Annotated in this window: 14 protein-coding genes; 8 read left to right on the top strand and 6 right to left on the bottom strand. The window is 72.8% G+C overall.

The window, feature by feature from the left end; all coding sequences use genetic code 11:
- A partial coding sequence (locus GPA10_RS20485) for an OB-fold nucleic acid binding domain-containing protein (RefSeq protein ID WP_246259463.1) occupies positions 1-467 on the top strand: 467 nt, incomplete at its 5' end.
- A 72-nt stretch (positions 468-539) separates the two neighbouring features.
- On the opposite strand, the gene GPA10_RS20480 is transcribed toward GPA10_RS20485, so the two are convergent.
- Positions 540-719 (bottom strand): hypothetical protein, encoded by a 180-nt coding sequence (locus GPA10_RS20480; protein WP_058851695.1) that lies wholly within the window; start codon positions 717-719, stop codon positions 540-542.
- Positions 720-1,025: 306 nt separating this feature from the next.
- On the opposite strand from GPA10_RS20480, the gene GPA10_RS20475 reads away from it, so the two are divergent.
- The 4 genes from GPA10_RS20475 to GPA10_RS20460 all read left to right on the top strand — a co-directional run bounded on the left by GPA10_RS20475 (position 1,026) and on the right by GPA10_RS20460 (position 5,192).
- On the top strand, positions 1,026-2,249 hold the full coding sequence (locus GPA10_RS20475) for an NYN domain-containing protein (protein WP_343041140.1): 1,224 nt from the start codon (positions 1,026-1,028) through the stop codon (positions 2,247-2,249).
- Between the two features lie 61 nt (positions 2,250-2,310).
- Positions 2,311-3,348 (top strand): ABC transporter ATP-binding protein, encoded by a 1,038-nt coding sequence (locus GPA10_RS20470; protein ID WP_079086960.1) that lies wholly within the window; start codon positions 2,311-2,313, stop codon positions 3,346-3,348.
- Positions 3,349-3,646: 298 nt separating this feature from the next.
- Complete coding sequence (locus tag GPA10_RS20465; RefSeq protein WP_058851692.1) at positions 3,647-4,468, top strand: ABC transporter permease; 822 nt, start codon at positions 3,647-3,649, stop codon at positions 4,466-4,468.
- A 55-nt stretch (positions 4,469-4,523) separates the two neighbouring features.
- Positions 4,524-5,192 (top strand): DUF2567 domain-containing protein, encoded by a 669-nt coding sequence (locus GPA10_RS20460; RefSeq protein ID WP_343041139.1) that lies wholly within the window; start codon positions 4,524-4,526, stop codon positions 5,190-5,192.
- Positions 5,193-5,222: 30 nt separating this feature from the next.
- Here the strand turns inward: GPA10_RS20460 and GPA10_RS44280 are convergent, their stop codons facing one another.
- The 5 genes from GPA10_RS44280 to GPA10_RS20440 all read right to left on the bottom strand — a co-directional run bounded on the left by GPA10_RS44280 (position 5,223) and on the right by GPA10_RS20440 (position 9,785).
- Positions 5,223-5,297, bottom strand: coding sequence for a hypothetical protein (locus tag GPA10_RS44280; RefSeq protein ID WP_465270599.1), 75 nt, complete (start codon positions 5,295-5,297; stop codon positions 5,223-5,225).
- A 40-nt stretch (positions 5,298-5,337) separates the two neighbouring features.
- Positions 5,338-5,838 carry a Cys-tRNA(Pro) deacylase gene (ybaK, locus tag GPA10_RS20455; protein WP_343041146.1) on the bottom strand — a complete coding sequence of 167 codons (501 nt, stop codon included), beginning with the start codon at positions 5,836-5,838 and terminating at the stop codon, positions 5,338-5,340.
- A gap of 210 nt (positions 5,839-6,048) precedes the next feature.
- The gene (locus GPA10_RS20450; protein WP_058851691.1) at positions 6,049-6,789 is read right to left on the bottom strand and encodes an LON peptidase substrate-binding domain-containing protein; all 741 of its coding nucleotides are present in this window, start codon (positions 6,787-6,789) and stop codon (positions 6,049-6,051) included.
- 11 nt (positions 6,790-6,800) lie between these two features.
- The gene (locus tag GPA10_RS20445) at positions 6,801-7,817 is read right to left on the bottom strand and encodes a hypothetical protein (protein WP_157166711.1); all 1,017 of its coding nucleotides are present in this window, start codon (positions 7,815-7,817) and stop codon (positions 6,801-6,803) included.
- 354 nt (positions 7,818-8,171) lie between these two features.
- Positions 8,172-9,785, bottom strand: a complete 1,614-nt coding sequence (locus GPA10_RS20440; RefSeq protein WP_157166710.1) for an oxidoreductase — start codon at positions 9,783-9,785, stop codon at positions 8,172-8,174.
- A gap of 162 nt (positions 9,786-9,947) precedes the next feature.
- Here GPA10_RS20440 and hisD point away from each other — a divergent pair, with 162 nt between their 5' ends.
- The 3 genes from hisD (at position 9,948) to hisB (ending at position 13,113) form a co-directional block, all read left to right on the top strand.
- Entirely contained in the window at positions 9,948-11,306 is a 1,359-nt protein-coding gene (gene hisD / locus GPA10_RS20435; RefSeq protein ID WP_343041138.1) for a histidinol dehydrogenase, read from the top strand.
- Positions 11,307-11,425: 119 nt separating this feature from the next.
- Positions 11,426-12,523, top strand: coding sequence for a histidinol-phosphate transaminase (locus GPA10_RS20430; RefSeq protein WP_343041145.1), 1,098 nt, complete (start codon positions 11,426-11,428; stop codon positions 12,521-12,523).
- The gene (hisB, locus tag GPA10_RS20425) at positions 12,520-13,113 is read left to right on the top strand and encodes an imidazoleglycerol-phosphate dehydratase HisB (RefSeq protein ID WP_157166708.1); all 594 of its coding nucleotides are present in this window, start codon (positions 12,520-12,522) and stop codon (positions 13,111-13,113) included. Before GPA10_RS20430 ends, hisB begins: the two co-directional genes overlap by 4 nt.
- The last annotated feature ends 2 nt before the right edge of the window (positions 13,114-13,115 follow it).

The following is a 13,115-nucleotide window of genomic DNA, read 5'->3' as shown; positions in this document are numbered from 1 at the left end:
TCATCTCGGGGTTGCAGCGGAAGATGACCAAGCAGGGCAACGCGTGGGCGATCGCGACGGTGGAGGACCTCGCCGGTTCCATCGAGTGCATGTTCTTCCCGGCGACGTATCAGCTGGTGTCGACGCAACTGGTCGAGGACGCGGTGGTGTTCGTCAAGGGCCGGCTCGACAAGCGTGAGGACGTGCCCCGCCTCGTCGCCATGGAGATGCAGGTCCCCGACCTGTCCAACGCCGGGACCAACGCCCCCGTCCTGATCACCATCCCGACGGTGAAGGTGAGCCCGCCGATGGTCACCCGCCTCGGCGAGATCCTCAGCCACCACCGCGGCAACAGCGAGGTGCGGATCAAGCTCCAGGGCGCCCAGAAGACCACTGTGCTCCGGCTCGACCGGCACCGGGTGAAGCCCGACCCGGCGCTCTTCGGCGACCTCAAGGTGCTGCTCGGCCCGTCCTGCCTGGCGGGCTGAACCTCCGGAGCGCGGCGCGGCTCAGGGGCGCACCCGATGCGGGTGCGCCCCTGAGGTGTATCCGTACTCGCGTCAGTTGTGGCCGAAGCGACGCTGGTGCTTACGGGCAACATCCGCAGGGCTGCCCTGGGCCTGGGCCTGCGGCTGGGCCTGCGCCTCCATGGCAGACTTCTGGGCCTCCTCCTGGCCGCGCTCGGCGGCCTGGGCGCCCTTCTGCTGCTGGTTGCGGTCGCGATTCTTGTTCTTGGCCATGGTGATCTTCCTCCTGAGGGGGATCCGGGGGCCATGACGCGATCAGACTCACATAAGTGTGCGAATGGTGCATTTCGGATAATTACCGTGAGTCATCAGGCCTGTCGGCGGGTACAGAGCCGATACGCCACGCCGAAGATCGAGTTCGGGCCGTTAACCTCCCCGAGGTCGGGCAGACTCGAAGGAAACCCGAAGTAACCTCCAGGATCCGCCGGATCTCCCGATCCTTTGAATCTCCAGGTCCCCGCCCGGGATCTGTGGGACCTTCGGGCACCTTCAGGAATCCAGGGAAAGAGGGTGGATCGCGTGGACCGCTGCATCGTCCTGGTGGACGCCGGGTATCTGCTGGGAGCCGCCGCGAGCCTCCTCGCGGGAGAGCCGTCCCGGTCCAGGATCACCGTCGATCACGCCGCCCTGATCCAGGGCCTGCGCGAGCGCGCCGAGTCCGACACCGAGCGCCCCCTGCTGCGGATCTACTGGTTCGACGGCGCCCCCGACCGCGTACCCCAGCCGGAGCACCGCAGACTGCGCGTGATGCCCCGCGTCACCGTCCGCCTGGGCGCCCTGACCCGCAGCGACGGACGCTGGGCGCAGAAGGGCGTGGACGCCGCCATGCACGCCGAGCTGACCGAGCTGGCCCGCAACCGCGCCTGTTCCGACGTCGTCCTCGTCACCGGTGACGGCGATCTGCTGCCCGGCATGATGGCCGCCAAGGAACACGGCGTCGCCGTCCACCTCTGGGCCGTGCAGGCCGCCGACGGCGACTACAACCAGTCCGAGGACCTGGTCGCCGAGGCCGACGAGCGCCGCGTCCTGGACCGCACCTGGATCACCAAGGCCGTCCAGGCCAAGGAGCTGACCGGGGTCTGCGCGCCGACGCCCGCCCCGCGCCCGGAGATCGCCGCGATCCTCTCCGCGCCGCTGCCCGAGTCCGCGCTCGCCACCGGCGCCGACCAGGCCCGCCCGCCCGCGCCCCCGCACCACCCGGCCACCGCGTCCCCCGGGCAGCAGAACGGCGAGCGGATCCCGGCCGCCAAGGGCGTGCCCACCCCCAAGGACCTGGCGGCGCTGCGCGGCCCCGGCGCGCAGCCCGCGAAGGAACCGGCGAACGCGACCCTGCGCTGGTCCTCCGACAAGGGCTGGGTGGACCGCCCCGGCACGCCCACCGAGCCCCCCGAGGCCGCGGCCCTGCCCACCCTCGCCCAGCTCACCACGGCCGAGCAGCGCTGGGCCGACCGGGAGGAGGACATCACCACCGTCGGCGGCGACCCCTTCGAGGTCGGCCAGGTCTTCGCCCGCCGCTGGCTGGGTCGCCTGCCCGAGCAGCACAACCTCCACAAGCTCGCCACGATGTACCCGCGCATCCCGCACCGCGTGGACGGCGAACTGCTCCGGTACGCGGCCCGCTTCGGCCTCCTCGCCCACAAGGACGACCAGATCGACGAGCACGACCGGTACGCGATCCGGGCGGGCTTCTGGCGCGAGATCGATGTGCGGACCGCCGCCGAGCACGGCCCGATGGGGGAGTGAGGGGGCGCGACGGCGGCCCCGGGCGCCATACCGGACATCGGACCCCGTAGTCTCGTCCTTCGTGAGTACGCGCGCGACAGGGGCGGTCCGGCAAGGGCTCCGGCAGGGATACGGCAGCGATGCCGTCTGCGTGGTGCGCGACCTCGTCAAGGTCTATCCCGCCGCCCGCGGCCGCCGCGGCAGGCCCGCGACGCCCGAGGTGCGGGCCAGCGACGGCCTCGGCATCGAGGTCGGCCGCGGTGAGATCTTCGGCCTCCTCGGGCCCAACGGTGCCGGCAAGTCCACCCTCGTACGCCAGCTCACCGGCCTGATGCGGCCCGACAGCGGCAGCGTGCGCGTGCTCGGCCACGACATCGTGCGCCACCCCGAGCGGGCCGCACGGCTGCTCGCCTACCTGGGGCAGGAGTCCACCGCCCTGGACGAGCTCACCGTCTCCCTCGCCGTCGAGACGACCGCGCGCCTGCGCGGGCTCGACGCCGCCCGCGCGCGGACCGAGCGCGACGACGTCCTCGCGGAGCTCGGCCTCACCGACCTGGCGGGACGGCCCCTGAAGAAGCTCTCCGGCGGGCAGCGCAGGCTCGCCTGCTTCGCCACCGCCCTGGTGGGGGAGCGGCAGCTGCTCGTGCTCGACGAGCCGACCACCGGCATGGACCCGGTGGCGCGGCGCGCCGTGTGGGGCGCGGTCGACCGGCGTCGGGCCGAGCGCGGTACGACGGTCCTGCTCGTCACCCACAACGTCATCGAGGCCGAGACGGTGCTCGACCGGGTCGCCGTGCTCGACCACGGCCGGGTCATCGCCTGCGACACTCCCGGCGGGCTCAAGGAGCAGGTCGCCGGGGAGGTCCGGGTCGAGCTGATGTGGCGCGAGCGGGCGCCCGTCGACGTGCCGGAGGTCGCCGCGCTGCGGTCCTCGGCTGTCGAGTCCGGGCGCAAGTGGACGCTGCGGCTCGCGCCTGAGGAGGCTCGGGCGGCCGTCGCCGCGGTTACTGGCGGGGGCGCCTTTGCCGCCCTGGACGATTTCACTCTGGCCACTCCCAGCCTGGAGGATGTTTATCTTGCCCTTGGCGGGCGCGGTGGAGATGGGCTGGTGAAGGTGTGATCGGTTCCGGCTCTGGTGCTGGTTCTGGCTACGGTTCTGGCTCCGGTTCTGGCTCTGGCTTCGGTTGTGGTGGGTTTTTCTGTGCCGCCGCTGCGCGGCGGATGTCTCCCACCCGCCCACCCGTTGCCCGGAACCGGGACGGCGGAGTACGGACGGTGCGGGCGGGGCTCGGCCTTGCGGGGCGGGGCGGCTGTGTCCGTCCGGTCGGCCTTGCGGGGCAGGGTGGCCGTGTGGCTCATGGGTGTGCTCCGTGTCAGCCCATGCGTAAGCGTCAGGACGTCGGCAGGAAGGTTGTCCGTTGAGTGCCGTTCCCCTGGAAGCCGTCGTGCGCGCCGAGGAGGGTGCCGTGCGGGTGCCGGACGCCGCGGCGCCGCTCGGGGCGCGGGCGCGGCTCCTGCCGGCCCTGGCCGCGGTCTACCGGGCGCAGCTGTCCCGCGCCCGGGTGGCGCGGATCCCGCTGCTCTTCGTCGCCACGTTCCAGTCCGTCGGGATCATGATCCTGATGCGGGGCGTGGTGGACGGCGGCGGTGAGGCGCACGCCGTCGTGGCCGGTTCCTCCGTCCTCGTGGTCGCGTTCGTCGCGCTGAACCTGCTCGCCCAGTACTTCGGCCAGCTCCGCGGCGACGGCGGCCTCGACCACTACGCCACCCTGCCGGTGCCGCCCGCCGCCGTCGTCCTCGGCGCCGCCGCCGCGTACGCGTCCTTCACGGTGCCCGGCACCATCGTCACGGCCGTCGTCGGCTGCGGTCTCTTCGGGCTCCCGCTGACTCACCTGTGGGTGCTAGCCGCGGTGATCCCGCTCTCCGGCGCCGCGCTCGCCGGGCTCGGTGCGGCGCTCGGCCTGCTCGCGCCGCGGCCCGAACTGGCCACCCTGCTCGGGCAGATGGGCATGTCCGCGGCGCTGCTGCTGGGTGTGCTCCCGGCCGAGCGGATGCCGGAGCTGCTGCAGTACGCGCGCGACCTGCTGCCGTCCACGTACGGCGTGGAGGCCCTCGCCCGCACCTTCGGTCCCGACCCCGACTGGGGCGCGGTCGCCCTCGACCTCGCGGTGTGCGCGGGCGTCGGCGTCGCCTCGCTGGCCGTCGCCACCTGGGCCTACCGGCGGGCGGCCGTCCGCTGACCCGGATCCGCCGTCCGGTGGCGCGGCGCACAGGCGGAGCTGGCACCATGTGTGCGTGACCGCACCGCTTAACCCTCCCCAGCCACCGCACGGCAAGCCCGACGACAGCGACCCGTGGCAGGAACCCGCGCGGGCCGCGGGGCCCGTGCCCGAGCAGGCGCACGAGGAGGACGGCCCCGGCATGAGGACCGAGCTGCGGGACGCCGCGGTGATCGCGGTCGCGGTGGCCGCCTCCGGCGTGCTGCTCGGGCTCCTGTGGCTGTGGCTGGCGCCGCGCGTGCCGCTGATCGCCGACGACAAGGCGGTGTTCCTCAAGGACACCGAGGGCGAGCAGGCCATCGGGGTCGACGGAACGTTCACGCTGCTCGGGCTCGCGTTCGGGGTCGTCGCCGCGCTCGTGGTGTTCCTGGTGCGCAGGCGCGGCGGCATCCCGCTCGTCGTGGGTCTCGCGGCGGGCTCCCTGCTCGGCGCCGTGCTCGCCTGGAAGGTGGGCGTGTGGGCCGGGCCCGAGACGGACGTGGTGGCGCACGCCAAGTCCGTGGGGCAGGGCGTCGTCTTCGACGCGCCCATGGAGCTGAAGGCCAAGGGTGTGCTGCTCGCGTGGCCGGTCGCCGCCATGGTGGTCCAGCTGGCCCTGACGGGCCTCTTCGGGCCGAGGGACCCCGAGCCCCTCTCCTCGTACGACGACGGCTACCGCGACCCGTACGGAGCACCGGAGCGGTAGCCGCCACCTGTCCCGGCGGGCTCGGGGGCCTCAGGCAGGGCGTCTGCCGTGGTTGGCCTTGCCCTTTTTGATCCGCCACTTCCGCTTGCGCGTCTTCTTCGACATGGGAGTGGTCCTAGTCGAGGACCGGGGTCCCGTCGAGGGTTCATTCACGCCCGATCGGCGCGAGCACCGCGCCGGTGAGCGCCGCCAGGTCGGCGGGGGACAGCTCCACCTCCAGGCCGCGGCGGCCCGCCGAGACACAGATCGTCGCGTGGCCGTCGGCCGAGTCGTCGAGGACCGTGCGGAGCTGCTTGCGCTGGCCGAGGGGTGAGATGCCGCCGCGGACGTAGCCGGTGGTGCGCTCGGCCGCGGCCGGGTCCGCCATCGTCGCGCGCTTGCCGCCCACCGCCGTGGCCAGGGCCTTCAGGTTCAGCGTCCCGGCCACCGGCACGACCGCCACGGTCAGCTCCCCGTCGACGTCGGCGACCAGTGTCTTGAAGACCCGGTCCGGCGAGACGCCCATCGCCTCCGCGGCCTCCTGGCCGTAGCTGGGGTGCGCGGGGTCGTGGTCGTAGGAGTGCAGGGTGAAGGCGGTGCCCGCGCGGGTCAGGGCGACCGTCGCGGGAGTGCCGCCCGCCTGCGTCTTCTTCTGCTTCTTCGCCACGCTGCTCGTCACTTCCCGGCTTCGTAGGTCGGTTCTTCCTGGCCCGGTGGGTCGGTTCTTCCCGGCCCGGTGGGTCGGTTCTTCCCGGTCCGGTGAGTCAGTTCATCCCGGTCCGGTGGGGCAGTTCTTCCCGGCCCGGTGGGGTCGCTCGGCGCTGCCTCGTGGGTCGGTCGGGGCCGCCTCACGTATCAGTTGAGGCCGCCTCACGTATCAGTTGAGGCTGGTCGTGCCGCGCGTCAGTTCCGTCGCGGGCAACGACGGCAGATTGCGGATGATCGCGGTCTCGGCGCGCAGCACGGTCAGCTCGTCGCGCAGCCGGGAAGCGGTGTCGTCCGCTTCGAGGAGCCGCTGCTTGGTGGGGGTGTCGAGGACGGCGGCGGCCGCGACCAGGTACGACACCACCGACGGGTCGTCGGGCAGCTCGGTGCCCGACGACAAGGAGCGCTCCCGGGCGCCCGCGAGCCGCTTCTGGTACGAGCGGAAGGCCCGCAGCACGCCCTCGGCGAGTGCGCCCGCCTCCTCGCCCGGCTTCTCCTCCAGCGGTTCGAGTTCGGCGGTCAGGAACGGTCCCGAGGCGTCCACCGAGCGTAGCCGGACCCGGGTGGTGCCGGTGGCGAGGACCTCGAAGCCGCCGTCCTCGCGCTCACGGATGGTCGCCGCGTCCGCGACGCAGCCCACCTCGTGGAAGGCGCGCAGCGGGTCGTCGCCGAAGCCGGCGGCGGGCCCCTGTGCGGGCTGCGCGGTCTGGTCGGGGAGGCCTGGGGCGCTCGGCGCGACCTCCCTGCCGTCCCGGATCGCCACCACGGCGAACTGCCGCTGCTCCTCGTCGGGAACCTTCAGGAGTTCGCGCATCATGGCGCGATAGCGCTCCTCGAAGATGTTCAGGGGCAGCACCAGCCCCGGGAACAGCACCGAGTTGAGCGGGAAGAGCGGAAGCCGGACGGTCGTCACGATCCGAAAGCCTAACGGCCGCCGGGACTCCCGCCGTCCGCCCGCCCGCGCCGGTCCCGCAGCGGTGTCCGCGCGGCCACCTCTATCCGCACCCCGTCCCGCAGCTCCAGGAACTGTCCGAGGGGGTCGTCGGAGAGCCGGTCCCAGGGGAACGACGTCGCGTACGGGCCGATCAGGCGGAGCTGGTCGAGCGCGTCGTGCCAGCGTTCGAGCCGGATCAGGACATGGGTGAGGAGGTTGCGGACCTCGGCGGGCCAGGGGTCGCAGGCCGCGTACTCGCCGGACAGCGCGATCGCCAGGTCGGCCGCCTTGTCCAGGCGCTCCCGCGGCAGGTTCCCGGCCGCGCTGGTCAGATAGGCGAACGCCGCCCGCACCGGCAGGGCCTGTATCAGCGATCCCGGCAGGGCGTCCGCCGCCGCCCGCTCGGCGAAGGCGAAGCACTCGGTGTGCGAGCCGTACCAGTTCGCCGACAGGTACATCAGGGCCGAGGCGTGGCAGCCGTAGTGGTACGAGGAGCGGCGCACCGCCTGGGCCCACAGCTCCTCGAACTCCGTGTGCGAGGCGTGCGTGCCGCGGGCGTGGTCCAGCGCGATGCGCCACGGCACCGGGTCCCTGGGGTCGGCCTCGGCGGCGGCGGTGAGCAGCGGGCTCGCCTCGCGCAGCAGGTCCGCGCGGGCGGGCGACTCCCAGCCGCGGACCACCGCGAGCTCGGCCTTGAGCAGGAGCGCGTCCGGGTCGTGCGGGGCGGTGGAGAGCCAGTCGTCGAACCACTCGGCGCGGGAGCGGGCGAACGCGGCGAGGCGCGTCGCGTACCGGTCGCGGTTCTCCCACTCGGCGGCCTCGCGGGTGGTGGCGAGGAGCTTGGCCGCCGGGCCGTGGTCGCCGCGGCCCGCGGCGACGAGGGCCGGGCCCAGGCGGTCGTCCGGCACGTCGAGCAGCACCTCGTCGTCCGGGGGGAGGCCGGCGGCCAGGCGCGGGGTGTGCCGCACCATGCGGGCGGTACGGATCAGGGCGCGCAGGAGCGGCATCTGGCTTCCCCCTTCACGCCCGGGTTGCGTTCGTCGTCCGTTCGTGGTCCGGGAACGGTGCGGTGCTGCGCTGCACTCGCTGCACTGTGCAGTGCGGTTTGGTGCGGTGCGGTGCGGTGCGGTGCTGTTGCTGGTCGCGTGTGTTGACGGGTGGGTGGGGGCGATGGTTGTCCTGCGCTTGGTAACGGTTCGGCTGCGAACGGTTCGGCTGCGATGGACTGATGGGGCTTCGCCCCTTTCCCCCTGTCGGCCTTCGGCCTCGTCCTCAAACGCCGGACGGGCTGAAACATGTCGGCGCGGGCCCGAAGGGTGCTCGGCGCTGCCCGAAGGGTGCCTGGCACGGCCCGGAACCCGTCAGGACCTGCGCAGCAGTCGTGTCGCCCCCGCCGCCACCGTCGTCGCCAGGATCCAGCCGCTGAGGATCAGGCACGCCGCCAGCCACTGCCAGCCGCCGCGGAGCTGCCAGTAGGTGTCCTGGCCGAGGTTGATGACGGGCAGCAGCAGGTCGAGGGCGAAGAGGGAAGGGTTCCAGTTGGGGTGTTCGCCGGGTTTGAGGGGAGGGTGGTCCGCCCGGGAGAAGGCGACGGCGCTGACCGCCCACAGGACCGCCATCCACAGCGCGGCCCGGCCGGGGCGGTAGCCGTAGGCGACCGTCCAGTCCTGCGCGTACCCCCACAGCTTGGCCGCCGGGGGGAGCGTCTCGCGGCGGCGGCGCTGCTTGGCGAGCAGCACCTCGCGGGCGTCGGCGTCCTCCCCGCCGTTGCGCAGGACGGTGGCGAGCTTCTCGTAAGGCTCGGGGTTGTACTCGGCGGTGGCCGCCGTCACCCACTGCAACCGCCGCGACAGCGGGAAGCTGCCCTGCGGGATCAGGTTCTCGTACGTGAAGCCGCCCATCTGGAGGGCGCCCGGCCCCGGCCAGCTCGACGCCCGGTCCATCAGGTTGACCACCCGGGCGCCGGACAGGACGATCTTCCCGCGCCGGGGCGCCTCGGAGAGGAAGCGCAGCTCGGGCGTCTGGACGCGGCGCAGCGACACCTCCTGGTCGCTCTGGAGGACGAATCGGGCCTGGCCGAAATCCACCGCGTCGCCGAAGCGCCCGTCGTCGAGCCGGACGCCGCCCTCGCACTCGAAGCGCTGCACCCGGGTCCCGCGCGCGGGCGTCGTGCCGCTGGTCTGCGGCGGATTGCCGACGCCAGCCGGGGTCAGATAGAGCGTGCGCTCGACGGTGAGCTGGGGGGCGTTCAGGGCGCGGCGGCCGTAGGGGTTGGCGAGGCGGCTGCCGCGCAGGCTCAGGCTGACGCCGACCTTGGCGCCGCGCAGGCTCAGCTCGCCGTGCGACTCCAGCATCTCGGCCTGGAGGTCCTGGCCGACCGTCATGCCGTCGCCCATGATCGAGCGGGCGCGCCGGTCGCGGTAGACGACGGCCTGGTTGAGCAGCAGGTCCGTGCCGATGTGGGCGTCCGTGAGCCGCATGCCGTTGTGGATGCGGCAGCGCGGCAGATGCAGATCACCCTCGGTGTGCAGGCGGGCCGCCTCCAGGCGCGGGATGGAGCAGTCGACCATCCGCAGCGTGGTGAAGCGCGCCTCGGGCAGCAGCACCTCCTTCTCGAAGCGGCAGCCCTTCAGCTCCGTGTACGGCACGACCGTGCCGCCCGCCAGGTCCAGCACGTCCGTGATCTGCACCCCGGCGAGCTTCAGGGCCGACACCCGCCCCGACAGCGCGGGCGGCCCGTCCAGGAGCAGCCAGCACACGATCCGCGCCCGCACGCTCCGCTCGGGGCCCCAGGGGTGGCCGCCGTGCGGGTCGTCCACGGCGGTGTCCCCTGACCTGAGGTCGTACACGCTGCCGTTGCGGAACGCCTGCCACATGCCGATCTCCGCGGCGGTCAGCCCGTCCGGCGGGTCCCCGATGCCGGTGTCGTCGACCACTGCTGATGTCCTCCCGTTGACCGTCCGCGGTGCGCGCATGCCTCGTACACCTGTTCATGCCCGCTGTGTGACCGCCTGAACGCTAGTGGTGAACGCGGGCTCCCGTTAATTCGCAGGCCAGTCCACCCGCGTCCGTGCGACGCGTATCAGCCATTGATACGGGCGACCGGCCGTGTTCGGCGGTCTGCGAGAATTGGCCATGTGATCTCTCGAATCGATCTGCGCGGCGATGCCCTCACGGAGTTTCCGTCGGGTTCCGCTCTGCGCGCCCTGCTGCCCCGTGCCGACTTCGACGTCGCGGCCGCCCTGGAGAAGGTGCGGCCGATCTGCGAGGACGTGCATCATCGTGGCGACGCGGCGCTGATCGAGTACGCGGAGAAGTTCGACGGGGTGAAGCTGGAGCGGGTCCGGGTGCCCGCCGCCGCCCTCGCCGAGGCCCTCGAAGGCCTCGACCCGGACGTCCGCGCGGCCCTGGAGGAGTCCGTCCGCCGCGCCCGCGCCGTCCACCGCGCCCAGCGCCGCACCCCGCACACTACGCAGGTCGTCCCCGGCGGCTCCGTCACCGAGAAGTGGGTGCCGGTCGAGCGCGTCGGTCTGTACGCGCCGGGCGGGCGCTCCGTCTACCCCTCCTCCGTGATCATGAACGCGGTGCCCGCGCAGGAGGCCGGTGTCCCCTCCATGGCGCTCGCGTCCCCGCCGCAGGCCGACTGCGGGGGCCTGCCGCACCCGACGATCCTCGCGGCCTGCGCGCTGCTCGGTATCGACGAGGTGTACGCGGTCGGCGGCGCCCAGGCCGTCGCGATGTTCGCGTACGGCACGGCCGAGTGCGCCCCCGCCAACATGGTCACGGGCCCCGGCAACATCTGGGTCGCCGCCGCCAAGCGCTACTTCACGGGTCGCATCGGCATCGACACCGAGGCCGGGCCCACCGAGATCGCGGTCCTCGCCGACGACACCGCCGACCCGGCGCACGTCGCCGCCGACCTGATCAGCCAGGCCGAGCACGACCCGCTGGCCGCCGCCGTCCTGGTCACGGACTCCGCCGCCCTCGCCGACGCCGTCGCCGAGGAGCTGGAACCGCAGGTCGCCGCCACCAAGCACGTCGAGGACCGGATCGCCCCCGCCCTCGCGGGCAGGCAGTCCGCGATCGTGCTCGTCGACAGCCTGGAGGAGGGCCTGCGCGTCGTCGACGCGTACGGCGCCGAGCACCTGGAGATCCAGACCCGGGACGCCGCCGCGCTCGCCGAGCGGGTCACGAACGCGGGCGCGATCTTCGTGGGCCCCTGGGCGCCGGTCTCCCTCGGCGACTACTGCGCGGGCTCCAACCACGTGCTGCCGACGGGCGGCTGCGCGTGCCACTCCTCGGGCCTGTCCGTCCAGTCCTTCCTGCGCGGCATCCACATCGTGGACTACACCCGCGAGGCCCTCGCCGACGTCGCCCACCACGTGGTGACCCTCGCGGAGGCGGAGGACCTGCCCGCGCACGGCGCGGCCGTCAAGGCGAGGTTCGGCTGGAAGCTGCCGGAGCTGCCGGAGCTGCCGGAGGTGCCGGGCCAGTGAGCGACACAGGACCGGAGAAGAGCAGCGCGCCCGGGAGCGACACCGGACCGGGGAGGAACGGCGCGCCCGGCAGCGAGACCGGACCGGGGAGGAACAGCGCGCCCGGGACCGACCTCGGGATCGACGACCTGCCCGTCCGCGACGAGCTGCGCGGCAAGTCCCCCTACGGGGCGCCCCAGCTCGACGTACCCGTACGCCTGAACACCAACGAGAACCCCTACCCGCTCCCCGAGCCGCTCGTCGAACGGATCGCCGAGCGCGTGCGCGAGGCCGCCCGTGACCTGAACCGCTACCCCGACCGGGAGGCGGTGGAGCTGCGCACACGGCTCGCCGAGTATCTGACGCGAACCGGCAGCCACGAGGTCACGCTCACCAACGTGTGGGCGGCCAACGGCTCCAACGAGGTCATCCAGCAGCTCCTGCAGACCTTCGGCGGCCCCGGCCGCACCGCGATCGGCTTCGAACCCTCGTACTCGATGCACGCCCTGATCGCGCGCGGCACGGGCACGGGCTGGATCTCCGGACCCCGGCGCGACGACTTCACCATCGACACCGAGGCGGCCATCGCGGCTGTCGCGGAGCACGCCCCGGACGTCGTCTTCATCACCACGCCCAACAACCCCACGGGCAACGCGGTCTCGGCGGACACGGTGGTCTCGCTGTACGACGCCGCGCAGGCCGCCAAGCCGTCCGTCGTGGTCGTCGACGAGGCGTACGTGGAGTTCAGCCACGGCGAGTCGCTGCTCCCGCTCCTCGCGGGCCGGCCGCACCTCGTCGTCTCGCGCACCATGTCCAAGGCCTTTGGCGCGGCCGGACTGCGCCTCGGCTATCTCGCCGCGCACCCGGCGGTCGTCGACGCCGTCCAGCTGGTGCGCCTTCCGTACCACCTTTCGGCCGTCACCCAGGCCACCGCCCTCGCCGCCCTGGAGCACACCGATACGCTCCTGGGCTACGTGGAGCGCCTCAAGGCCGAGCGCGACCGCCTGGTCGGCGAGTTGCGGGCACTCGGCTACGAGGTGACCGAGTCGGACGCCAACTTCGTACAGTTCGGGCGGTTCGCCGACGCCCACGGGACCTGGCGGAAGATCCTCGACCGGGGCGTCCTGGTCCGGGACAACGGAGTGCCGGGGTGGCTGCGCGTCACCGCGGGAACCCCCGCCGAAAACGACGCGTTCCTCGATGCGGTACGCGCACTGAAGAAGGAGCAGGACGCATGAGCCGCGTAGGCAGGGTCGAGCGGACCACCAAGGAGACATCGGTCGTCGTCGAGATCGACCTCGACGGCACCGGCAAGGTCGATGTGGCGACCGGAGTCGGCTTCTACGACCACATGCTGGACCAGCTCGGCCGGCACGGCCTGTTCGACCTCACGGTCAAGACCGACGGCGATCTGCACATCGACACGCACCACACGATCGAGGACACCGCCCTGGCCCTCGGCGCCGCCTTCAGGCAGGCGCTCGGCGACAAGGTCGGCATCTACCGCTTCGGCAACTGCACGGTGCCGCTCGACGAGTCGCTCGCCCAGGTGACCGTCGACCTCTCGGGGCGCCCCTACCTGGTGCACACCGAGCCCGAGAACATGGCGCCGATGATCGGTACGTACGACACGACGATGACCCGGCACATCTTCGAGTCCTTCGTGGCGCAGGCCCAGATCGCGCTGCACATCCACGTGCCCTACGGCCGCAACGCCCACCACATCGTGGAGTGCCAGTTCAAGGCCCTGGCCCGCGCGCTGCGGTACGCCGCCGAGCGCGACCCGCGCGCGGTCGGCATCCTCCCCTCCACGAAGGGCGCGCTCTAGCC

This window comes from Streptomyces typhae (assembly GCF_009755605.1).
GTDB lineage: Bacteria > Actinomycetota > Actinomycetes > Streptomycetales > Streptomycetaceae > Streptomyces > Streptomyces typhae.
Note: the sequence above shows the minus strand (reverse complement) of the source record. Positions and strands in the feature narration are given on the sequence as shown.